Source organism: Rhizobium sp. BK377, assembly GCF_014193935.1.
Classification (GTDB): domain Bacteria; phylum Pseudomonadota; class Alphaproteobacteria; order Rhizobiales; family Rhizobiaceae; genus Rhizobium.
Genome location: NZ_JACIAC010000002.1, coordinates 1,042,118 through 1,062,139, shown reverse-complemented (window position 1 = coordinate 1,062,139; position 20,022 = coordinate 1,042,118). Strand labels below are relative to the sequence as shown.

21 protein-coding genes are annotated in these 20,022 nt (G+C 62.2%); 18 read left to right on the top strand and 3 right to left on the bottom strand.

Going from position 1 to position 20,022, the window contains the following annotated elements; translation table 11 throughout:
* Positions 1-99 precede the first annotated feature (99 nt).
* Positions 100-1,824, bottom strand: a complete 1,725-nt coding sequence (locus tag FHT92_RS14020; protein WP_183826290.1) for a DEAD/DEAH box helicase — start codon at positions 1,822-1,824, stop codon at positions 100-102.
* A 331-nt stretch (positions 1,825-2,155) separates the two neighbouring features.
* Positions 2,156-2,467, bottom strand: coding sequence for a hypothetical protein (locus tag FHT92_RS14015; RefSeq protein ID WP_183741345.1), 312 nt, complete (start codon positions 2,465-2,467; stop codon positions 2,156-2,158).
* Positions 2,468-2,788: 321 nt separating this feature from the next.
* Here FHT92_RS14015 and FHT92_RS14010 point away from each other — a divergent pair, with 321 nt between their 5' ends.
* Positions 2,789-6,175: a response regulator gene (locus tag FHT92_RS14010; RefSeq protein WP_183825968.1), complete on the top strand. Its 3,387-nt coding sequence runs from the start codon at positions 2,789-2,791 to the stop codon at positions 6,173-6,175.
* Here the strand turns inward: FHT92_RS14010 and mnmD are convergent.
* Positions 6,169-6,891 (bottom strand): tRNA (5-methylaminomethyl-2-thiouridine)(34)-methyltransferase MnmD, encoded by a 723-nt coding sequence (mnmD, locus tag FHT92_RS14005; protein WP_183825965.1) that lies wholly within the window; start codon positions 6,889-6,891, stop codon positions 6,169-6,171. The genes FHT92_RS14010 and mnmD overlap by 7 nt on opposite strands.
* On the opposite strand from mnmD, the gene FHT92_RS14000 reads away from it, so the two are divergent.
* From FHT92_RS14000 to FHT92_RS13920, 17 genes are all read left to right on the top strand, one after another.
* Positions 6,890-8,068 carry an FAD-binding oxidoreductase gene (locus tag FHT92_RS14000; RefSeq protein WP_183825963.1) on the top strand — a complete coding sequence of 393 codons (1,179 nt, stop codon included), beginning with the start codon at positions 6,890-6,892 and terminating at the stop codon, positions 8,066-8,068. The two genes, mnmD and FHT92_RS14000, sit on opposite strands and share 2 nt — an antisense overlap.
* 116 nt (positions 8,069-8,184) lie before the next feature.
* Complete coding sequence (locus FHT92_RS13995) at positions 8,185-8,892, top strand: DUF1045 domain-containing protein (RefSeq protein WP_183825960.1); 708 nt, start codon at positions 8,185-8,187, stop codon at positions 8,890-8,892.
* 98 nt (positions 8,893-8,990) lie between these two features.
* Complete coding sequence (puuE, locus tag FHT92_RS13990; RefSeq protein ID WP_183825957.1) at positions 8,991-9,926, top strand: allantoinase PuuE; 936 nt, start codon at positions 8,991-8,993, stop codon at positions 9,924-9,926.
* Positions 9,913-10,410, top strand: a complete 498-nt coding sequence (gene uraD / locus FHT92_RS13985) for a 2-oxo-4-hydroxy-4-carboxy-5-ureidoimidazoline decarboxylase (RefSeq protein WP_183741333.1) — start codon at positions 9,913-9,915, stop codon at positions 10,408-10,410. The genes puuE and uraD overlap by 14 nt, the downstream gene beginning before the upstream one ends.
* Complete coding sequence (gene alc, locus FHT92_RS13980) at positions 10,411-11,433, top strand: allantoicase (protein ID WP_183825954.1); 1,023 nt, start codon at positions 10,411-10,413, stop codon at positions 11,431-11,433.
* Between the two features lie 57 nt (positions 11,434-11,490).
* Positions 11,491-11,781, top strand: coding sequence for a nucleotidyltransferase family protein (locus FHT92_RS13975; RefSeq protein ID WP_183825952.1), 291 nt, complete (start codon positions 11,491-11,493; stop codon positions 11,779-11,781).
* On the top strand, positions 11,778-12,140 hold the full coding sequence (locus tag FHT92_RS13970) for a DUF86 domain-containing protein (RefSeq protein ID WP_183825949.1): 363 nt from the start codon (positions 11,778-11,780) through the stop codon (positions 12,138-12,140). Before FHT92_RS13975 ends, FHT92_RS13970 begins: the two co-directional genes overlap by 4 nt.
* A complete protein-coding gene (locus FHT92_RS13965) occupies positions 12,109-12,645 on the top strand; it encodes an ureidoglycolate lyase (protein WP_183826287.1) in 537 nt (178 codons plus the stop codon). Before FHT92_RS13970 ends, FHT92_RS13965 begins: the two co-directional genes overlap by 32 nt.
* Complete coding sequence (gene uraH, locus FHT92_RS13960; protein WP_183825946.1) at positions 12,642-12,998, top strand: hydroxyisourate hydrolase; 357 nt, start codon at positions 12,642-12,644, stop codon at positions 12,996-12,998. Before FHT92_RS13965 ends, uraH begins: the two co-directional genes overlap by 4 nt.
* Before the next feature lies 1 nt (position 12,999).
* On the top strand, positions 13,000-13,770 hold the full coding sequence (locus FHT92_RS13955) for a metallophosphoesterase family protein (RefSeq protein ID WP_183825943.1): 771 nt from the start codon (positions 13,000-13,002) through the stop codon (positions 13,768-13,770).
* A 238-nt stretch (positions 13,771-14,008) separates the two neighbouring features.
* Entirely contained in the window at positions 14,009-14,314 is a 306-nt protein-coding gene (locus tag FHT92_RS13950; RefSeq protein WP_183825940.1) for a hypothetical protein, read from the top strand.
* Between the two features lie 22 nt (positions 14,315-14,336).
* Positions 14,337-14,711: a hypothetical protein gene (locus tag FHT92_RS13945; protein WP_183825937.1), complete on the top strand. Its 375-nt coding sequence runs from the start codon at positions 14,337-14,339 to the stop codon at positions 14,709-14,711.
* Between the two features lie 104 nt (positions 14,712-14,815).
* The gene (locus FHT92_RS13940; RefSeq protein WP_183825934.1) at positions 14,816-16,303 is read left to right on the top strand and encodes a multicopper oxidase family protein; all 1,488 of its coding nucleotides are present in this window, start codon (positions 14,816-14,818) and stop codon (positions 16,301-16,303) included.
* A gap of 55 nt (positions 16,304-16,358) precedes the next feature.
* A complete protein-coding gene (locus FHT92_RS13935; protein ID WP_183741314.1) occupies positions 16,359-16,610 on the top strand; it encodes a DUF2933 domain-containing protein in 252 nt (83 codons plus the stop codon).
* A complete protein-coding gene (locus tag FHT92_RS13930) occupies positions 16,603-17,280 on the top strand; it encodes a methyltransferase family protein (RefSeq protein ID WP_183741312.1) in 678 nt (225 codons plus the stop codon). The genes FHT92_RS13935 and FHT92_RS13930 overlap by 8 nt, the downstream gene beginning before the upstream one ends.
* Positions 17,273-19,495 carry a copper-transporting P-type ATPase gene (locus tag FHT92_RS13925; RefSeq protein ID WP_183825931.1) on the top strand — a complete coding sequence of 741 codons (2,223 nt, stop codon included), beginning with the start codon at positions 17,273-17,275 and terminating at the stop codon, positions 19,493-19,495. The genes FHT92_RS13930 and FHT92_RS13925 overlap by 8 nt, the downstream gene beginning before the upstream one ends.
* A 96-nt stretch (positions 19,496-19,591) precedes the next feature.
* Positions 19,592-20,020 (top strand): EF-hand domain-containing protein, encoded by a 429-nt coding sequence (locus tag FHT92_RS13920; protein ID WP_183741309.1) that lies wholly within the window; start codon positions 19,592-19,594, stop codon positions 20,018-20,020.
* The last annotated feature ends 2 nt before the right edge of the window (positions 20,021-20,022 follow it).

Genomic DNA, 20,022 nt, shown 5'->3' with positions numbered 1-20,022 from the left:
TTCCTGCTCGGCCGACGGATCAAACTCTGTCCGCGCCGGCGACCGAAGGACAGCCAAAAGAAAAGGGCCGGATCGCTCCGGCCCTTCCAGATCAGTGGCTTAAGCGCGTTCGCGACGCGGGCCACCGCCATTGCGGCCCTTGCGGCGCAGACCGCCATTGCCCTCGCGGCGCTGTTCGCCCTGCGGCTGCTGGTCGCCGTGGTTGCGCGGCGGGCGGCCATGGACGTGCTGCTTGTTGCCGCGGTGATGGCCGGTCGCTTCCGTCTGGGCCGGGCGCTGATGCTGATTGCGGGCCGGGCGGAAATCCGAGGTCGAGGCCAGATCATTGTCCGGGCCGAGATCCGGAGCCTGCTCGTTGCGGCGCTGGCCGCGGAAATCCTGATTGCGATTGTTGTGCTGAGGGCGGGCGCGGCGCTCTTCACCGGCGCGTACTTCAGTGACGTCGCCATCGTGACGCGGACGGCGGTCCCCATGGCCGGGACGGCCGCCATTGCGGGTTTCGCTGCGTCCGCCTTCACGACGTTCGCCGCCTCGGTGGCCACCTTCGCGACGCTCGCCACCTTCACCACGGCCACCCTGGCCGCGCTGCTGGTTCTGGCCGCGGCCGCGATTGTTGCTGCGGGGTGCAGAGGCGCGCAGGTCAACCGGCGGTTCGCCGCTCGCCACCGCGATGCTGATGCCCATCAGCTTTTCGATATCGCGCAGCAGGCGCGCTTCGTCCGGTGCGCAGAAGGCAATCGCGATGCCGTCGCGGCCGGCGCGGGCCGTGCGACCGATGCGGTGGACGTAGGCATCAGGCACTTCCGGCAGGTCGTAGTTGAAGACATGGCTGACGGCAGGGATATCGATGCCACGGGCGGCGACGTCGGTCGCGATCAGCGTCTTGATGGCGCCGTCGCGGAAGCCCTTCAGCGCACGCTCACGCTGGCCCTGGCTCTTGTTGCCGTGGATGGAGGCGACGGAATAGCCGACCTGCTCCAGATGCTTGGCGAGCTTTTCGGCGCCGTGCTTGGTGCGCAGGAAGACGATGGCGCGGCCATCGGGGTTTTCGGTCAGCGACTTCTTGAGCAGAACCGTCTTGTCGTTCTTGCCGGGGACGAAGTGCACGTACTGCTCGACCTTGTCGGCAGCCTTGCCCGGAGGCGTCACTTCGACCTTGACCGGATCGGTCAGGTAATCGCCGGCGAGATCGGCAATCGCCTTCGGCATGGTGGCCGAGAAGAGCATGGTCTGGCGGCGCTTCGGCACCATCTTGGCGATCTTGCGCAGGTCATGCACGAAGCCGAGGTCGAGCATCTGGTCGGCTTCGTCGAGCACGAGGTAGCGCACGGCGGTCAGCGTGATGGCGTTGCGGTTGCAGAGGTCGAGCAGGCGGCCGGGCGTGGCGACGAGGATGTCGGTACCCTTTTCGAGCTGCAGCTGCTGCTTGTTGATGGAGACGCCGCCGACGACGACATTGATGCGCAGCGGCGACTTGCGGATGAATTTCCGGAGGTTGTCGGCGATCTGGTTTACCAGCTCGCGGGTCGGGGCCAGGATCAGCGTGCGGACGGAGCGGTTGTCCGGACGCTTTTCTTCCTTGAGCAGGCGCTCGATGAGCGGCAGGCCGAAGGCAGCCGTCTTGCCGGTGCCGGTCTGGGCAAGGCCGATCAGGTCGCGGCCCTGGATGAGAAGGGGGATAGCCTGTTCCTGAATGGGCGTCGGCGTTTCGATGCCGAGCTGGAATAGGGTGGCGACGACCGGTTTGGAGACACCGAGCGATTCAAAATTGGTCAAGTCATAACCTTTTAGGGCGCGCCAAACATAAACGCCGGATCGCGATATTGCGGTCCGGTGTCAATCTGGCGTCAAGAACCCCGCGTGAAATGGGAACTTGTAAGTTGGAAAAAGCTTTCCAGCGCGTCTTGCCGCTCTTGGGTCGCGGCATTATCGGAATGCGCTCTGTCCTTCTTCAGCATCTGTTGCAGTGGCACGCTCACGCGGCGGCCGGAAGGTGAAAGCTGAGTGCCATGTGGTCTATTTCACGCCGAAAGTCAAGAGGATGGGCCGACGATGACCTCGGCAGGTATGGAAACGACGAAACGTTCCGGTACCGAAACTCGTCACCGCATTGGACCGGCGCCGCCGGGAGGTCGATCGGCGCCGGATGCGTTTTTCAGTCAGGGCAGACTTTGACGCGGTAGGGGTTGCCCCAATCATCGTGCCGCCATTCGATATGGCAATAGGACGGACGGTAATAGGTCCGGTAGACGGGATATGGGCGATAAACAGGGTAGGCGGGATAAGCCGGATACGCGGGACGCGAGGCGATCGCCCCACCCACAACGCCGCCGACGACGCCACCGGCAAGGCCGCCCCAGAAAGCATCGCCGGAACGGGCGTTCGCGGTCCCGGCCGTTGCCAGTGAGGCGCCGGCAAATGTCAGTGCAATCAGGCCCGCCGCCATTGTCTTATGAAGAACGGACATGTCGAATTCCTTTCGTGGTAGGCTCGTCATTGAAGCCATCGCCAAAATCCGCTGCGATCACGGCGCGTTAATGGTCGCGCAAGGCGCGGCGGGATTAAATTTTCTCCATATTTCTTGCCTACCCGAAGTGCCTGGCGGCGTTTCCCTCGTGAGCTTCTGACCATTTCAGCTTCGTGCAAGCCTTTGTCGCCACTTTGTTCCTCAAATTCATAAGCTGGCTCGGACTCGTCGCCTGTGGAGTTTATGGTTAACAGCTTGTTAAAGGCCTTGGTCTTATAGTTGTTCTCAGAGATATTTCATTCATTGCGGGAGTGATGATTTTTGAATTCTACCGGGGAACTCCTAGAGCTGGCCTGCAGCCGGATCGCTGATCTGGATACCCCGGCCTATGTCAAAAACAGCGAGCTTCGCTATGTCGCCGTCAACGAGGCCTATGCCCGCTTCTTCGGCCGCGAGATTTCCGACTTCATCGGCCGGCGCAGCCGCGAACTCTTCGACCGTCCAGAAGAAGAGGAGCGCGAGGACCGCGAACGCCGCGCGCTGGTGTTCGGCACGGAAGAGAGCGCCATTTCCTTCGATGCGGCCGGTCTCAGCCATGAGCGGGTGCTGATCGAGAGCTTTTCGCCCTCGCAGGACCGCGCCTATGTGCTCGGCATTTTCGAAGCACGCGAGCCGCGCCGCGCCATTCCGGAGGTTGCCGATACGATGGCGGCCGATCTCGGCCGCATCCGCGCGGCGCTCGAAAACCTCGGCCATCCGATCGGCATCTTCGCCGAGGACGGCCGGCCGCTGGTCGTCAACGCCGCCTATCGCAATGGCAGCAAGTCTGCGCCTGACGACAGCAATTCTGCGCAGGCGGGTGAGGCTGCCTGGCATGAAAGCGTGCGCGAACGCGACCTGTTGCGGACCATCATGGAGGATCTTCCGGTCGCCGCCTTCGTGCGTGACGAGGAGCATCGGCTGGTCTATGCCAACCAATATTACGAGACCTTCACCGGCCACGCCCGTTCCAAAGCGCTTGGTATGACCGAGCATGAGATGTTCGGGCAGGAGGCCGGCGAGGCGATCTATCAGGAAAACCTGGAGGCGCTGCAAAACGGCGTGCTGACCGAGGTCGAAAGCGCCCTGCCGAATACAGACGGCGAAATCTTCCAGGTGATTTCCCGCGTCAACAGGGTGGTCACGCCCGACGGCAAGCGCTATGTCGTCGGTTCCTTCTCCGACATCACGCCGCTGAAGGCACGCGAGAAGGAATTGATCGAGGCGCGCCAACAGGAAGAAGTGCTGCATCAGGAAATCGAGAGCATCCTGCGCTCGCTGCCGGTCGGCGTGCTGATCCTCAATAACGATCACACTATTCTCTATGTCAACGACGAGTTCTACAGCATCTGGGACCTGCCGCTCGACGACCGTTTCGACGGGCGGCCGTTCATCGATGTCGTCAAGCGAAATTACGAGCTCGGCCGCTACGGCGACACGCAGACGCCGGAAGAAATTTATGCGTTCCGCAAAGGGCTTTTCGAAGATGAAAACCCGGAGCCGATCCAGCTCGATTGGGCGGCCGGGAAGTCAGTCATCTTCGATTCCAGGCGTATTTCCTCCAACCGCATCCTGCTGACTTACTCCGATATTTCCGCCGTGCGTGAGCGCGAGCAGGAAATCCATGAGGCGCGCGCCGCACTGGAAAGCCTCGGCGAGATGATGCGGGATGCGACGCATGCCATGTCGCAGGGGCTAGCGATCGTCCGGGATGGCCTGATCAAACTTTCCAATGACGGGCTTGCCGAAGTGCTGCGCATTCCGGCCGAGCTGACGGACGTTGGGCGGGAATGGATCGATCTCTTCCAGTTCTGCGCCAATCGCGGCGATTTCCACGACAAGGCAGTCGAAACGCTGGAGGAATGGCGTGCCAACATCGCCGCGCGCCAGCCGATCTCCACCGTCTTCCACGTCGGCGGCGAGCGCTGGGTTAATATGGAAGCCACCATCAGCGAGCGGCAGCATTGGGTGGCTCTGTTTACCGATGTGACCGAACTCAAGCAGCGCGAAGAGGAGCTGACCGAGCTTCTGTCGCGCGCAGAGGCCGCAGACCGCGCCAAGTCGGAATTCCTCGCCAATATGAGCCATGAGATCCGCACGCCGATGAACGGTGTGCTCGGCATGGCGGAATTGTTGGCCAAGACTAATCTCGACACCCGCCAGAAGACCTTTGTCGACATTATCGTCAAATCGGGCAATGCGCTCTTGACGATCATCAACGACATCCTCGATTTCTCGAAGATCGACGCCGGGCAGATGAAGCTGCGCAAGGCCGCCTTCGATCTGGTTGAGGCCGTCGAGGATGTGGCGACGCTCTTATCTTCGCCGGCGGCAGAAAAGGACATCGAGCTTCTGGTGCGCGCCGCGCCTGATCTGCCCGCCGCCGTCATCGGCGATGCCGGGCGCTTCCGCCAGATCGTCACCAATCTCGTCGGCAATGCTGTCAAATTCACCGAGCGCGGCCATGTTTTCGTCGATATCGGTTCCGAGCAATCCACTGGCGGCGAGATCATGATCAGCATCCGCGTCGAGGATACCGGCATCGGCATTCCGCCCGAGAAGGTGGAAACGGTCTTCGACAAATTCTCGCAGGTTGATGCCTCATCGACCCGGCGGCATGAGGGGACCGGCCTCGGCCTTGCGATCACAGCCGGTCTCGTCGATCTCTTCGGCGGCTACGTCAATGTCGAAAGCGAATGGGGCAAGGGTTCTGTCTTTACCGTCAAGCTGCCTTTCGCAGTCGCTGCCGCGCGCATCGAACCGAAACCGCTGCCGATCAATGTGCAGGGTGCCCGCATCCTTGTTGTCGACGATAACGAGGTCAATCGTCGTATCCTGACCGAACAGCTTAGCCTCTGGGGCTTCGACGGGGTCGCCGCAGAAGGTGGGGCAACCGGTTTTGCCATTCTGAACGCTGCCGCCGATCTCGGTATCAAGGTCGATGCCGTCGTGCTCGATTATCATATGCCGGACATGAACGGCGCAGAAGTAGCCCGCCGTCTGCGCGCCGACAGCCGCTTCGTGGATCTGCCGATCATCTTTCTGACCTCGATGGACATTTCCGGCACGGAGAAGGAATTTGCGGCGTTGAACGGCCACGCGCATCTGATGAAACCGGCGCGCGCCAATTTGCTGCGCAATACGGTCGTCGAACTGGTGCGGGCAAGCCGTGTCAAACGGGCTTCTGAGGCCGAAATTGCAAGGCTGCAAAAGGAGGTCGAGGCACCGCCTGCGCCTGCGCCGATCCCGCAAAAGCGGGCGGCCGACTTCGTCGATGTTCTCGTGGCCGAAGACAATGAGGTCAACCAGATCGTCTTCACGCAGATCCTGCAGGGAACGGGGCTTTCCTTCCTCGTCGTCAATAACGGTCAAGAGGCGGTGGAGGCCTGGGAGCGGCATACGCCGCGGCTGATCATGATGGACGTTTCCATGCCTGTCATGAACGGTCATCAGGCGACCAAACTGATCCGCGAGAAGGAACAGGGGCAGGGCCATCGCGTGCCTGTCATCGGTGTGACGGCACATGCGCTGGAAAGCGACCGCGAGCTTTGCCTCGATGCAGGGATGGACGATTATATGTCCAAGCCAATCAGCCCCGAACTTCTGGAGGATAAGATCCGCCAGTGGCTTCGCCGTAGTGAATTGCAGCCGGGCCGCTCGGGCTACTGATTTTTCACACCGCAGAGCATTTCCCGCTTGCCCGCAAACCCCTTGCGCCGCTCGACAATGAAGCCGGCCGCCGCGAGGTTGCGGCGCACGAAGCCTGCCGCGGCATAGGTCGCGAAGCTTCCGCCGGGAGCGGTCTTTTCGCAGACGAGGCGCATCAGTTCTTCCGACCACATGTCGCTGTTGCGCGATGGGGCGAAGCCGTCGAGATACCAGGCATCGAAACCGGAAGCCGCCGCAGTGACGCCTTCGAGCGCGCGGCCGCAGACGACGCTGAGCCTCGTCTGTTCGTCGAGGTCGAGGGAGACGATGCCGTCAGGGCCATCCGGCCAGAGGGCAGCGAGTGCCTGGCGTTCGGCGTCGATTTCCGGCCAATGGGCAAGCGCACGGTCGATCTCCTCCCGGCGCATCGGGTAAAGCTCGAAGGACATGAAATGCAGATGCTGGCCCGGCCGGCGGCAGAGTTTCCACCGCCGCCATGTCTCGGAGAAATTCAGCCCGGTGCCGAAGCCGAGTTCGCCGATGCGAAAGCTCGTGCAGCCATTCCACCGTTCTGGCAGGCCGTTTCCGGCGAGGAAGACGTGGCCGCATTCCAGCCGTCCGTCGGTCTGGCAATAAAAGTGGTCGCCAAAGGCGGTTGAATAGGGCATATCGCCGTCGCGCCATTCGAGGGGCTGCGGCTTGCCCGCGCCGATCTGATCGGGATTGATGTCTGTCATGGAAAAAGCCGATAATCCCGCCCCGGCCCCGGGTCAATCGTCGATCGATCTCCTCATCGTCGGCGGCGGCATCATGGGCCTGTGGGCGGCCGTTCATGCCGAGCGCCGCGGCCTCAACACCCTGCTTGTCGATACAGGCCGACTCGGCAGCGGAGCAAGTGGCGGGCTTCTCGGCGCGCTGATGCCGCACATGCCGGATCGCTGGTCGGAAAAGAAGCAGTTTCAGTTCGATGCGCTGGTTTCTCTGGAAGCTGAGATTGCCGCCATCGAGGACGCGACCGGGCTTTCGGCGGGCTACAGACGCTCCGGCCGGCTCATTCCGTTGCCGAAGCCGCATCTGCGCAAGATCGCGTCGGGCCATTCCGAAGATGCAGAGCTGCACTGGAGAGCGGGAGAGCGGCGTTTTCATTGGCATGTGCTGGATCGGCCACCAGGTCAAGGCTGGATCGATGCGGCAGCCGGCGAAAGCGGTTTTGTGCATGATACGCTTGCCGCCCGTGTCGCTCCTCGTCTGCTTATCGCTGCGCTGGCAGCCTTTCTGCGCAAGGCGCGGCATGTCCGGGTGCTGGAGAATACGGAGGTAACGGAACTCCATCCGGCGCGGGGGACGGCGGCGATCGAGGGCGGAGTGATCGCTTTCAGCCGCTGCATCCTTGCCGCGGGATATCGCTCGTTTCCCTTTCTGGAGAAGCTGACGCCACGGTTGCAGAAACCTCTCGGGCAAGCTGTGAAAGGGCAGGCGGCGCTGCTTGCGGCCGATATCGATCCCAGCCTGCCAACGATCTTTCGCGATGGCCTCTATCTGGTCGCGCATGAGGGCCGGCATGTGGCTGTCGGCAGCACGAGCGAGAATAGCTTTGCCGATCCCTTTTCCACCGATGAGCAGCTCGACGCGCTGATCGAGGCCGCCCGCGAGATGGTTCCCGCGCTGCGTGACGCGCCTGTCATCGAGCGCTGGGCCGGATTGCGCCCCAAGGCGATCGACCGCGATCCGATGGTCGGCGCCCATCCCGAGAATCACAATCTCATTGCCCTGACCGGCGGTTTCAAGGTCAGCTTCGGGCTCGCGCACCGGCTTGCGGAAGCGGCGATATGCATTGCAAGCGATGCAAATACAGAATTTTTGTTGCCGGAAAGCTTTGCAATTTCAAGCCACATCGCAGTCTCTTCACGTTAAACGTGAATTAGAAGACGCTCCGCTTCGTTATTCTGTCATGCAAATCACCTATCTGCTTGCGCATCGGCGGCGCGGGAGCGATCCGCGCCCACTTCAATCAGATGGAGGAAAATTGCATGCGCTATGCCATTTGCTTCACGCCATCAGCGAGCGATCCGCTCTCGCATGTGGCGGCCAATTGGCTTGGCCGCAACGTATTTTCGGGCGAAATGGTCGAGCCGCCGGCAATCCGCGGTCTCGGCATCCACGAGATCGCCTTTCATACGGCAGTGCCCCGCCGCTACGGATTCCACGGTGTGCTGAAGGCCCCTTTCCATCTCTCGTCCAACGTGTCCGAACCGCAACTCCTGCGCGATCTCATGCGGTTCTGCGGGACGCTTTCGCCATTCCGGATTCCGCGTCTTGAAGTTGCGCGTCTCGGCACTTTCTACAGCCTGTCGCCGATCCGCCCCTGCGATCAGCTTCATCACCTCTCTTGCGCAATCGTCCAGGAGTTCGACCGTTTCCGCGCGCCCCTCAGCGAGGCGGATATAGAGCGCAGCGATCCTGACGGACTTTCGGCGGCGCAGTTTGCGAATTTGCATCGCTGGGGCAATCCTTATGTGATGGACGAATTCCGCTTCCATATGCCGGTCACCGGGCCGGTCAATGCCGTCGATATGCCGCGCGTCGAACAGGCGCTGCGATCGATATTCGATCCGGTGCTTGCCGAGCCGGTAACGGTTTCGAATGTCGCGCTGATGATCGAGGAAGGTGCCGGCGGCCCGTTCCGGGTGCACTCGCTGCATCCAATGGGTAGGGTGAGCGCGCGCAAGATCGCCTGAGACTCGCATCTCGGCCGAAGGTCAGATACGCACTTTTACGCCTCGACTTTCCGCGCACGGATGCTACCGTTTCACCTGTCTTTTCAAAAGGTGATTTGATGGTATCCGAGACCTATCCGCGCAATCTCATCGGTTATGGGCGCAAGACACCCGACCCGAAATGGCCCGGCGAGGCACGCGTTGCAGTGCAGTTCGTCATCAATTACGAGGAAGGCGGCGAAAGCTCGATCCTCGATGGCGATCCGGCTTCGGAAAACCTGCTGTCGGAAATCGTCGGCGCGCAGCCCTGGCCGAACCAGCGCAATCTCAACATGGAGTCGATCTACGAATACGGCTCCCGTGCCGGCTTCTGGCGGCTCTGGCGTCTTTTCACCGACCTCAAGGTTCAGGCGACCGTCTATGGGGTGACGCTTGCCATGGCCCGCAATCCGGAAGCAGTCGCCGCCATGAAGGAAGCCGGCTGGGAGATCGCCAGTCACGGCTATCGCTGGCTGGAATACAAGGATTTTTCCGAAGCTCTTGAGCGCAAGCATATTCTCGAAGCTGTGCGCCTGCATACCGAGCTGACGGGGGAGCGGCCCTATGGCATGTACCAGGGCAAGCCTTCCGACAATACGCTGCGGCTGGTGCAGGAGGAGGGCGGTTTCTTGTATTCGTCGGACTCCTATGCCGACGATCTGCCCTATTGGGTCAAGAGCGTCGACGAAAGTCCCTTCCTGATCATCCCCTATACGCTCGAAACCAACGACATGCGCTTTGCCACGCCGCAGGGCTTCAATTCCGGCGATCAGTTCTTCACCTATCTCAAGGACGCCTTCGACACGCTCTATGAGGAAGGCAAGGAAGGCAGCCCCAAGATGATGTCCGTCGGCCTGCATTGCCGTCTCGTCGGCCGGCCCGGACGCGCAGCGTCGCTCAAGCGGTTCATGGAATATGTGCTGAAGCACGACAAGGTGTGGATCCCGCGCCGTCTCGAGATCGCGCAGCACTGGCATCAGAACCATAAGCCGGAACGATCTGATGATTTCGCGTGATGAATTTGTCTCCCGCTTCGGCGGGGTGTTCGAGCATTCGTCCTTCATCGCAGAGCGGGCCTATGACGACGGCTTTGTCGGCGAGAAGCTGACGGTGGATCGCGTGCATACGGAGCTCGTCGCCATTTTCCGCGCGGCGAGCAGGGAAGAGCGCCTCGGTGTGTTGCGCGCTCATCCCGATCTTGCCGGGCGGCTGGCGATATCGGGTGAGCTGACGGAAGACAGCCGGAAAGAGCAGGCCGGTGCCGGGCTCGACCGGTTGAGCCCGGAAGAACACGCGCGTTTTACCGAGCTTAATACCGCCTATACGCAGAAATTCGGTTTTCCCTTCATCATCGCGGTGAAGGGGCTGAACAAGGACGATATCCTTGCCGCTTTCGAAAAGCGGATCGACAATGATAGCGACGAAGAATTCGTGACTGCCGCAGCTGAGGTCGAGAAGATCGCGCTGCTGCGCCTGACATCCATGCTTCCGGAGACCTGAATGACCGTTATGACCGATACCAGCCTGCCAGCTTTCGCCACGGGCGCCATCAATCTTGCCTCGGCCCGTCTCGGCGCCAAGGGTCTCTACGCCACGGACGAATTCTTCGCGCCGCTGGAGCGCATGCTGCAGGACGTGCCGGCAAGCTTCGATCCGGATCTCTACGACGATAACGGCAAGTACATGGACGGCTGGGAAAGCCGCCGCAAGCGCGTGCCCGGCCATGACTGGGCGATCGTGAAGCTTGCCATGCCGGGCCGCATCTTCGGCTTCGATGTCGATACCAGCTATTTTACCGGCAATTATCCGCCGCATTGCTCGATCGAGGCTGCCTTTCTCGAAAGCGGCGATCCTGATGATGCAACGTCGTGGACGGAAATCCTGGCGAAATCGCCGCTTGGCTCCAGCGCCCATCATTTCTTCGAAAATGCCGACAAGGAGAAGATCTGGACGCATCTGCGCCTGCATATCTATCCGGATGGTGGCGTGGCGCGTCTTCGCGTCTATGGCTCTGCCTATTTCGACTGGTCGAAGGTCGGGCCTAGTGAGGAAGTCGATCTTGCCTATATCTTCAACGGCGCCAAATCGCTTGCCTGGTCGGATGCGCATTACGGCCATCCCGACAAACTGCTCGGCCCCGGCCGCGGCCTCAACATGGGCGACGGCTGGGAAACCAAGCGCCGTCGCGGACCGGGTCATGATTGGGCGATCATCCGTCTCGGCCATGCCGGCACGATCAAGCGCGTGATCGTCGATACCGCCTTCTACAAGGGCAATTTCCCGGACACATGCGAACTCTTCGGTGCCTATCTGCCCGATCTCGGCGATACGCTGTCTGAGGCCGATATTGCGGCTTCGGAAAACTGGAAGCCGATCCTGCCGCGCAGCAAGCTGCAGATGGATCACATCCACGAATATGGCAGTGACACCATTGCCGATATCGGGCCTATCACGCATGTGCGTTATGCCATGCATCCGGATGGCGGCACGATGCGCCTCAGGCTCTTCGGGGTGAAGGCTTGAGTTCTTTCCTCTTTCTGTCCCGTCCCTTATATTCGCGGCATCAGGAGTGATGCCGCGATGAGGCCGTCGGAAGTGCTGGAGAAGAACAGGCAGTCGATCCGCGAAGCGACCAAGCGCTTCAACGCGGCAAAATCGCGTGTGTTCGGCTCGGTTGCCCGCGGTGAGGATCGGCCGGACAGCGAACTGGACATTCTGGTGGATGCGCTGCCAGGGACAACGCTGTTCGATCTTGGCGGGCTGCTGGAAGAATTGCAGGATATTCTGGGGGTTAAGGTGGATCTGGTTACTGCGGGTGGATTGCCGGAACGCATCAGACACCGTGTTCTGTCGGAAGCCTCCGCCATATGAGCCGCGAGCGCCTTCTTGAACATGTGGATCGCATGCAGGAGGCCGCGCAGCAGGCCTTCGACCTGACCGAGGGCATGAGCCAGGAGCAGTTTCTCCATGATATTCGTACGCAGTTGGCAGTAGCGATGTCGCTGGTCCTCGTCGGCGAAGCAGCGGCGCGAATTGCGGCTGGCGACCCCGGCTTTATTCAGGATCATCAGGATATTCCGTGGACCCGGATAAAGGGCATGCGAGACCTGATCGTTCACGATTATTATCGGCCAGAATTGCCCGTCATCTGGCAGACGGTGAGGACCGACCTTCCGGCTCTGGTTTCCCAACTTGAAAATGTTCGCCACTGGCGCGTTCAGGGCGAGTAATTCCGTGTCCAAATATCTCGAAATACAGTCTCTAACAAAATCCGCCTTCGCGCCCTTCGGCGACGTGATCGAAGCCGATCCTGCGAGCATGCGCTATATCAACGGCGGCAATACCGAGCGTTTCCATGCGCTTGCAGCGCCCGAGGCTGCGGGCGAGGGTGCGCGCGTCATCATCAATCTCTTCCGCGGCCAGCCGCGCAGCTTTCCTTACGAGGTCGGCATGATGGAGCGGCACCCGTTCGGTAGCCAGAGCTTCTCGCCGATATCGGGCCGCCCCTTCCTCGTCGTCGTTTCCGAGGATGAAGGTGGCCGTCCGGGGCGTCCGCAGGTCTTTCTCGCGCGCGGCGACCAGGGCGTGAATTATCGGCGCAATGTCTGGCATCATCCGCTGATGGCACTTGGCGAGCCGAGCGATTTTCTCGTTGTCGACCGCGACGGGCCAGGCAACAATCTGGAAGAATTCTTCTTCGACGGACCCTTCATTATCAAAGAGCCAGGCCTATGACCGGACTGACCACTCATGTTCTCGATACTGCTCTCGGCAAGCCGGCACAGGGACTGCGGATCGACCTCCTTCATATCGAGGGTGAGCTTCGCCACCATATCAAGACCATCGAGACCAATGCCGATGGCCGCGTCGATGGCGGGCCGATCCTGACCGGCGAGAGCTTTCGCGTCGGTACCTATGAACTGCTTTTTCACGCCGGCGACTATCTGAGGGCAAACGGCACGCCGCTGCCGCATCCTGCCTTCCTCGATCTCGTGCCGATCCGCTTCGGCATTGCAGATACGTCGGCGCATTATCACGTGCCGCTGCTGATCTCGCCCTACGGCTATTCCACCTATCGCGGCAGCTGACATGCGTTTTGCCGCGATCGCCGATATCCATGGAAACTACCCCGCACTGGACGCCGTGCTGGCAGACATCGCTGCCCAAGGAATTACAGATATCGTCAATCTCGGCGATTGTTTCAGCGGTCCGCTGGAGGCGGGCAGGGTGGCGGACCGGCTTCTATCGCTCTCTATTCCGACCGTGCGCGGCAATCACGACCGCTATCTGATCGAAGGACCTCTGGAGGAAATGCATATATCGGACGCCGCCGCCTATGCGCAGCTTGGCGCGGAGCATCTCGACTGGCTGCGATCGCTGCCGGTCGACCTGATCTACCGGGACGAGGTCTATCTCTGTCACGCGACACCCGAGGACGACAATCTCTACTGGCTGGATATGGCCGTTGCCGATGGCAGCGTGGTGCTGCGGCCGCAGGCGGAGATCGAGGCGCTGGCGGAAGGCATCAAAAGCCCGTTGATCCTGTGTGGCCACACGCATATTCCGCGCATGGCAGCACTTTCAGGCGGTCGTCTTGTCGTCAATCCCGGCAGTGTCGGCGCCCCGGCCTATGACGACGACAAGCCTTATCCCCACAGGGTCGAAACTGGCCACGCGATGGCGAGCTATGCGGTGCTGGAAAAATCGGCCGGCGGATGGACGTCGCAATTCCGCAATGTCCGATACGACAACATGGCCATGTCGGCGCTCGCAGAAGCCAATGGCCGGCCGGAATGGGCTGCCGCGCTTGCAACGGGCCGGATGCCCTGGAGCATCCCGCCCGAAAAAGATACGGTTTGAATATTATCGATTGAAAAGCCTCTCCTGAAAGCCAGCCACCGAGGGACATGGGAAGAGCCGCGCGCCGTCGCCATTTCGGCCGGATGCCAGGCCGGCAACAAACGGCGCCGAGTGCCATTCTTCATGCAGAACGAGCGATGTTCCGCATTTTTGATTCAAATCAAAGAAACACGCGACCGGCAGGTTCAATGTTTGTTTGTCAATGTGGCTGCCCGTGCAGCTCGCGGAGGATTGTTCAATGGCGAACTTAACCCTGCATGCCCATTCCGAGGGATCTCCGGCAATTCCGGCGCATGTCTCCGTTCCGGTGCTTGGCACGACGCTCGCCGCCTTTGCGACCATTTCGTTCCTGCTTTGCATGCTGCTCGGCTTCATTGCCCCTGAATGGGGTCTGCACCGGCCGTGGCTGCAGTTCTATCTGGGGCTGACCGGCTTCGATCTGCGAAGCCTGGCGCTGGGAGTTCTCCAAAGCGTCGTCTTCGGTGCCTATGCGGGAGCATCGATCGGAGCTATCTTCAACGTCATCAGTCGACGCTTCGGCTGATCAGGGGAACGGAGCCGCTCACATGGTCGCCGACCACCGCAGGTTCGCATGGTTGAACGCAATGCTGACTGTCCTGGTCGCGCTTGCGCTTCTCTTCATGCCGGCCGCAGGCGTGGAGGCGATGCAGTGCCATGACCGCCCGCTTCATGAGCATGCCGGTATCGAACACACCTCCGTCCAGCAGGACGTCCACGCCTCTCCGCAGGGCGGCCTTCACACTCCCGGCCACAAGAGCTGCTGCGCCGTCCCGTGCGGTTTCTGTCTTGTCTTGCTCGGCGTAGATCGGGCGGAAGCTCCGGGAGCCATGGATTCCTCTCTCCACTTCGCGTGGGCCGACCAGACCGGCAGCGGTCTGGCGCTTGCGCCGATGCTCGGTCCTCCTCGTCTTCCGGTCTGATGATTGCGGAGCCGCCTGCCGCGGCATCCGCTCGTTCCGGGACCTCTTCCCGGATCCTCAAGACCAATGGTCGGTAACCCGACCCTGAAGCAAGGATCAACACGATGAACCGTCGTGACTTTCTCAACGGCCTGATGGTCGGCGCAGCAGCGCTCGGCACATCGGCCGCCATCCGTCCCATCAGCGCCTTCGCTGAAGACGCCAAATTTTCATCTATGCAGAGTGCGCCTCGCATCCTCTCCATCGGTTACAGGAGCATCGAGGTCAGGGGCAGGTCCGCTCGCGTCTTCGGCCTCGCCCAGCCAGACGGAAGGCCGGGGCTGACGCTGAACGCCGGAACCGAATTCGACGTCGCGCTGTCGAGCGCCATCGACGAACCGACCTTGATCCACTGGCACGGTTTGACGCCACCATGGGCGGCCGACGGCGTGCCCGACAATCCGGCCGCTCTTCTGAAGCCGGCGGAGACCCGCCGCTATACATTTCCGGTCGGCACGGGCGGCACGCACTGGATGCACGCCCATACGCTGCAGGAGCAGAACCTGCTCGCCGCTCCTCTCATCGTGCGGACTGCGGAGGATCTGGAGCGGGACGAGCAGGAGGTCGTCGTCCTGTTGCACGACTTCTCATTTTTATCTGCGGAAGAGCTCCTGGCGAAGCTGAAGGGGAATGGGAGCGCCGCGTCTGCCGGCATGCCGATGGGCCACGGCGCGATGCAGGGCATGGCCGGCATGCAGCATACGATGTCCGGCGGTGACATGTCCGGCATGGCGATGCCGGGAATAGCGGCCATGGACCTCAACGACATCGACTACGACGCCTATCTCGCCAACGATCGTACGCTCGATGACCCCGAGGTCGTCACCGTCGAGAAGGGCGGCCGCGTCCGCCTGCGGATCATCAACGGCGCCACGGCGTCTGCCTTCACGATCGACACGGGCAGCCTTTCGGGAGAACTGGTCGCCGTCGACGGGCGGGGCGTGCAACCGGTCGCGGGGGCGTCCTTCCCTGTCTCCATGGGCCAGCGCCTCGACATCCGCCTGAGCCTGCCGAGGGAAGGTGGTGCGTTTCCGATCCTTGCCCTTCGGGAGGGAGCATCGGAGCGGACCGGCATCGTCCTTGCCACTTTGGGCGCAGCCGTCCGCAAGCTTGCGGCCGAGGGCCATGCGAAAGGGCCAGTCCTCGGACTCGATCTCGAACAGCGGCTGCGTCCGGTCAACCCGGCGGCGGCGCGCGCGGCAGACCGCCGCTTCGAGCTTTCGCTGACGGGCGATATGGCTGCGTACACCTGGGGCATCGAAGGCGTGGACGGTCTCGTCGTCAAGCGCGACGAGCGGATCGAGGTGGCGATCACCAACGCATCGATGATGGCGCATCCGATGCACCTGCACGGGCATCATTTCCAGGTGATCGGCATCAACGGGACGCCGGTCGCGGGCGCCGTGCGGGACACCGTGTTGGTACCGCCGATGGCAAACGTCGTCCTGGCCTTCGACGCCGACAATCCCGGCCGCTGGCCGCTGCACTGCCACCACCTCTACCATATGGCGTCGGGCATGATGGCCTACGTGACATATGACGGCATCGGCTGACGCGGTTTCAATGACCGCGAAGCCTTTCCCGAACTCAATCGAACGAGGCATCCTCATGAACGACAATCATCCTCCATCGGCCTGGAGTAGCTATAGCCGGACCGTCTTCTTCGCCTTTGCCGCGATCGCTCTGGCGCTCATCGCCTACGAGCACCGCGTGCATGTCCTCGGCATCCTGCCCTGGCTCCTGATCCTGGCCTGCCCGCTGATGCATCTGTTCATGCATCACGGCCACGGCGGTCACGACCATGCCGGTCATGGGACCGGCACGAACCAACATAAGACTGAGGAGGTCGACCATGTCTGAGACCCCCGCCTACGGGCTCTGGAGCCTGGTGATCATCAATTCCGTAGTGTTCATCGTTTTTGCCGCGAGCTTCACGAAGGTCGAAGCGAAACGCGACTGGCGTTCGCTCGGCGCCTTTTCCGCTTTCATCATCGCGCTCTTCACGGAGATGTACGGCTTCCCGCTGACCATATACCTGCTGTCCGGCTGGCTCGGGCAGCAGTTTCCGGGCGTCGACTTCTTCTCGCACGACGCCGGCCACCTGCCGGAGATGATGTTCGGCTGGCGGGTCAACCCGCATTTCGGGCCGTTCCATCTCGCAAGCAACGTGCTGATCATCGCCGGTTTCTGGCTGCTCGCCTCGAGCTGGCATGTGCTCTACGCCGCGCAGCGCGAGCACCGCCTGGCGATCACGGGGCCATACGCCCGTGTCCGGCACCCGCAATACGACGCCTTCGTGATAATCATGATCGGGTTCCTGCTGCAATGGCCGACCCTGGTGACGCTCGCCATGTTCCCGGTTCTCGTCTGGATCTATGTGCGCCTGGCGAAGAGGGAGGAAGAGGCTTCGCGGGCCGAATTCGGAACCGCGTGGGACGCCTATGCGAGGGTAGTTCCCCGGTTCGTTCCAAAGTTCGGCCGCGGAACGAATACAGCCGGCACCCATCAGGGAGGAGCCGTCCATGACTGATCATCACACGCACGAGGGCCATGCGCACTCTCCTGGCGATCATCATCACGGAGAGAAGAAGCCCGCCATGCAGGCTGGCATCAGACCGGGGCCTCGGGAAGGCGTGATCTACACCTGCCCGATGCATCCGCAAATCAGGCGGCCCAGCCCGGGCACATGTCCGATCTGCGGCATGACGCTTGAGCCGGAAGTGGCGACTGCCGAGACGGGGCCGAGCCCCGAGCTTGTCGACATGAAACGGCGATTCTGGATCGGTCTCGTGATGACGCTGCCCGTCCTCGCCCTGGAGATGGGCGGCCATCTCACCAATCTCCACATGCTGCTCGGCGCGCAGCTTGCGAACTGGATCCAGCTCCTGCTGGCGACGCCGGTCGTTCTCTGGGCGGGGTGGCCATTCTTCAAGCGGGGTTGGGCCTCTCTCGTCAACCGCAGCCTCAACATGTTCACGTTGATCGCGATGGGCACGGGCGTCGCATGGGTCTACAGCGTCGTCGCCACGGTTGCACCCGGCATCTTTCCGGACACCTTCCGGGCAGTCGATGGCTCCGTCGCGATCTACTTCGAGGCGGCGTCCGTCATCACCGTCCTCGTGCTATTGGGGCAAGTCCTTGAGCTCAGGGCGCGAGAGCAGACCGGCGGCGCCATCCGGGCGCTGCTTGATCTCGCGCCGAAAACGGCCCGCCGCGTCAGGGACGACGGCTCGGACGAGGATGTCGGGCTCGACGTCGTCGTGGTGGGGGACCGACTGCGCGTGCGGCCCGGCGAGAAAGTGCCGGTCGACGGCGAGCTGGTCGAGGGGCGTAGTTCCGTCGACGAATCCATGATCACGGGCGAATCAATGCCGGTCACCAAGGACGTCGGTGCCAAGCTGATCGGCGGCACGCTCAACCAGAGCGGCGGCTTCGTCATGAGGGCAGGCAAGGTCGGGCGCGACACGATGCTGGCGCAGATCGTGCGCATGGTCGCCGACGCGCAACGTTCCCGCGCGCCGATCCAGCGGCTCGCCGATCAGGTGTCGGGCTGGTTCGTCCCGGCCGTGATCCTCATCGCGATCGTCGCCTTCGTCGTCTGGGGCATCTGGGGGCCGGAACCGCGCTTCGCCCACGGCCTCGTCGCCGCCGTCGCCGTGCTGATCATCGCCTGTCCCTGCGCCCTCGGTCTTGCAACGCCGATGTCTATCATGGTGGGTGTCGGCCGCGGCGCCCGGATGGGCGTGCTCATCAAGAACGCCGAGGCGCTGGAGCGCTTCGAGAAGATCGACACGCTGGTGGTCGACAAGACCGGCACGCTGACCGAAGGCCGGCCGAAGGTTACGGCAATGAAGACAGTCGCCGGAATGGATGAAACCGAACTCCTACGGATGGCCTCGACGCTCGAACGCGCCAGCGAGCATCCACTTGCCGCCGCCATCGTCGCCGCAGCTCAGGGCAAGGGCATCGTCCTCGGCGAGGTCCGGGATTTCGACAGCCCCGTCGGCAAGGGCGTCACCGGCATCGTCGACGGCAGGAGACTGGTGATCGGCAGCCACCGGATCATGGCTGAGGCGGGCGTCGATCTGTCGGCCCTCATGGCCGACGCCGAGACGCTGCGCGGCGAGGGAGCGACGGTGGTCTATGTCGCGATCGACGGCAAAGTGGGTGGTCTCATCGCCATCGCCGACCCCGTCAAGGAGACGACGCCTGCCGCTCTGCGCTCGCTGCAGGAGGAGAAGATTCGCGTCGTCATGCTGACCGGCGACAACAGGACGACGGCCCAGGCAGTGGCACGCAAGCTCGGCATAGACGAGATCGAGGCGGAGATCCTGCCGGAGGACAAGGGCAAGGTGGTGGCGCGGCTTCGAAGCGAAGGTCGCGTCGTCGCCATGGCGGGAGACGGGGTCAACGACGCTCCGGCGCTTGCCGCCGCCGACGTCGGCATCGCCATGGGCACGGGAACAGACGTCGCGATCGAGAGCGCCGGGGTCACGCTGTTGAAGGGCGACCTGCAGGGGATCGCCAGGGCGCGCAAGCTCAGCCACGCGACCATGAGCAACATCCGCCAGAACCTGTTCTTCGCCTTCATCTACAACGCCGCGGGCGTGCCGATCGCTGCGGGCTTGCTCTATCCGGCCTTCGGGCTGTTGCTTTCGCCGATTATCGCGGCAGCGGCCATGGCGCTGTCATCGGTCAGCGTCATCGGCAACTCGCTGAGGCTGCGCAACGCGGCGATCGACTAGGCTGTTCGGCGGCGCCACCGCCGAACACGACTTCGAAACCGCCGGTCCCGCTTACGGGGCAAGGTACGAATAGAGACCAAACCAAGGAGAAGCGACATGAGAACAAGAATTCCGAGCGCGGTCCTGCTGGCCGCAGCGATCGCCGTCGGCAGTTCAGGGCTCGCCCTCGCGCAGACGAGCGAGGGAGATCTCCATCATCCCGCGAATTCGACGCAGGCGACGCCGGAGCCGGGAACAGAGGGGATGACCGGACGGAGCCAGGGGGCCATGCCCGGCCCCGACATGATGCCGGGCGGGATGATGGGGCGTGGCATGATGCAGCCCGGCATGATGGGCGGCATGCCGCCGATGGGGATGCGCGGACAGATGATGAAGATCATGTTCGCGGTCGCCGATACCGACGGAGATGGCGCGCTGTCCTTCGAGGAGGTGACGGCCATCCACAAGCGGATCTTCGACAGTGTGGACGCCAACAAGGATGGCAAGGTCACGCCGGAGGAAATGCAGGTGTTTTGGGGGCAATAGGT

What these genes read in the sequence shown, in the direction of transcription:
- FHT92_RS13920 (WP_183741309.1), top strand. Translation starts at nt 19,592, where the DNA reads ATGAGAACAAGAATTCCGAGCGCGGTCCTGCTGGCCGCAGCGATCGCC.
- FHT92_RS13950 (WP_183825940.1), top strand. Translation starts at nt 14,009, where the DNA reads ATGGCGAACTTAACCCTGCATGCCCATTCCGAGGGATCTCCGGCAATT.
- FHT92_RS13940 (WP_183825934.1), top strand. Translation starts at nt 14,816, where the DNA reads ATGAACCGTCGTGACTTTCTCAACGGCCTGATGGTCGGCGCAGCAGCG.
- mnmD (WP_183825965.1), bottom strand. Translation starts at nt 6,891, where the DNA reads ATGACAGACATCAATCCCGATCAGATCGGCGCGGGCAAGCCGCAGCCC.
- puuE (WP_183825957.1), top strand. Translation starts at nt 8,991, where the DNA reads ATGGTATCCGAGACCTATCCGCGCAATCTCATCGGTTATGGGCGCAAG.
- FHT92_RS13995 (WP_183825960.1), top strand. Translation starts at nt 8,185, where the DNA reads ATGCGCTATGCCATTTGCTTCACGCCATCAGCGAGCGATCCGCTCTCG.
- FHT92_RS13970 (WP_183825949.1), top strand. Translation starts at nt 11,778, where the DNA reads ATGAGCCGCGAGCGCCTTCTTGAACATGTGGATCGCATGCAGGAGGCC.
- uraH (WP_183825946.1), top strand. Translation starts at nt 12,642, where the DNA reads ATGACCGGACTGACCACTCATGTTCTCGATACTGCTCTCGGCAAGCCG.
- FHT92_RS13930 (WP_183741312.1), top strand. Translation starts at nt 16,603, where the DNA reads ATGTCTGAGACCCCCGCCTACGGGCTCTGGAGCCTGGTGATCATCAAT.
- FHT92_RS13975 (WP_183825952.1), top strand. Translation starts at nt 11,491, where the DNA reads ATGAGGCCGTCGGAAGTGCTGGAGAAGAACAGGCAGTCGATCCGCGAA.
- FHT92_RS14015 (WP_183741345.1), bottom strand. Translation starts at nt 2,467, where the DNA reads ATGTCCGTTCTTCATAAGACAATGGCGGCGGGCCTGATTGCACTGACA.
- FHT92_RS13955 (WP_183825943.1), top strand. Translation starts at nt 13,000, where the DNA reads ATGCGTTTTGCCGCGATCGCCGATATCCATGGAAACTACCCCGCACTG.
- FHT92_RS13925 (WP_183825931.1), top strand. Translation starts at nt 17,273, where the DNA reads ATGACTGATCATCACACGCACGAGGGCCATGCGCACTCTCCTGGCGAT.
- FHT92_RS14000 (WP_183825963.1), top strand. Translation starts at nt 6,890, where the DNA reads ATGGAAAAAGCCGATAATCCCGCCCCGGCCCCGGGTCAATCGTCGATC.
- uraD (WP_183741333.1), top strand. Translation starts at nt 9,913, where the DNA reads ATGATTTCGCGTGATGAATTTGTCTCCCGCTTCGGCGGGGTGTTCGAG.
- FHT92_RS13965 (WP_183826287.1), top strand. Translation starts at nt 12,109, where the DNA reads ATGTTCGCCACTGGCGCGTTCAGGGCGAGTAATTCCGTGTCCAAATAT.
- alc (WP_183825954.1), top strand. Translation starts at nt 10,411, where the DNA reads ATGACCGTTATGACCGATACCAGCCTGCCAGCTTTCGCCACGGGCGCC.
- FHT92_RS13935 (WP_183741314.1), top strand. Translation starts at nt 16,359, where the DNA reads ATGAACGACAATCATCCTCCATCGGCCTGGAGTAGCTATAGCCGGACC.
- FHT92_RS13945 (WP_183825937.1), top strand. Translation starts at nt 14,337, where the DNA reads ATGGTCGCCGACCACCGCAGGTTCGCATGGTTGAACGCAATGCTGACT.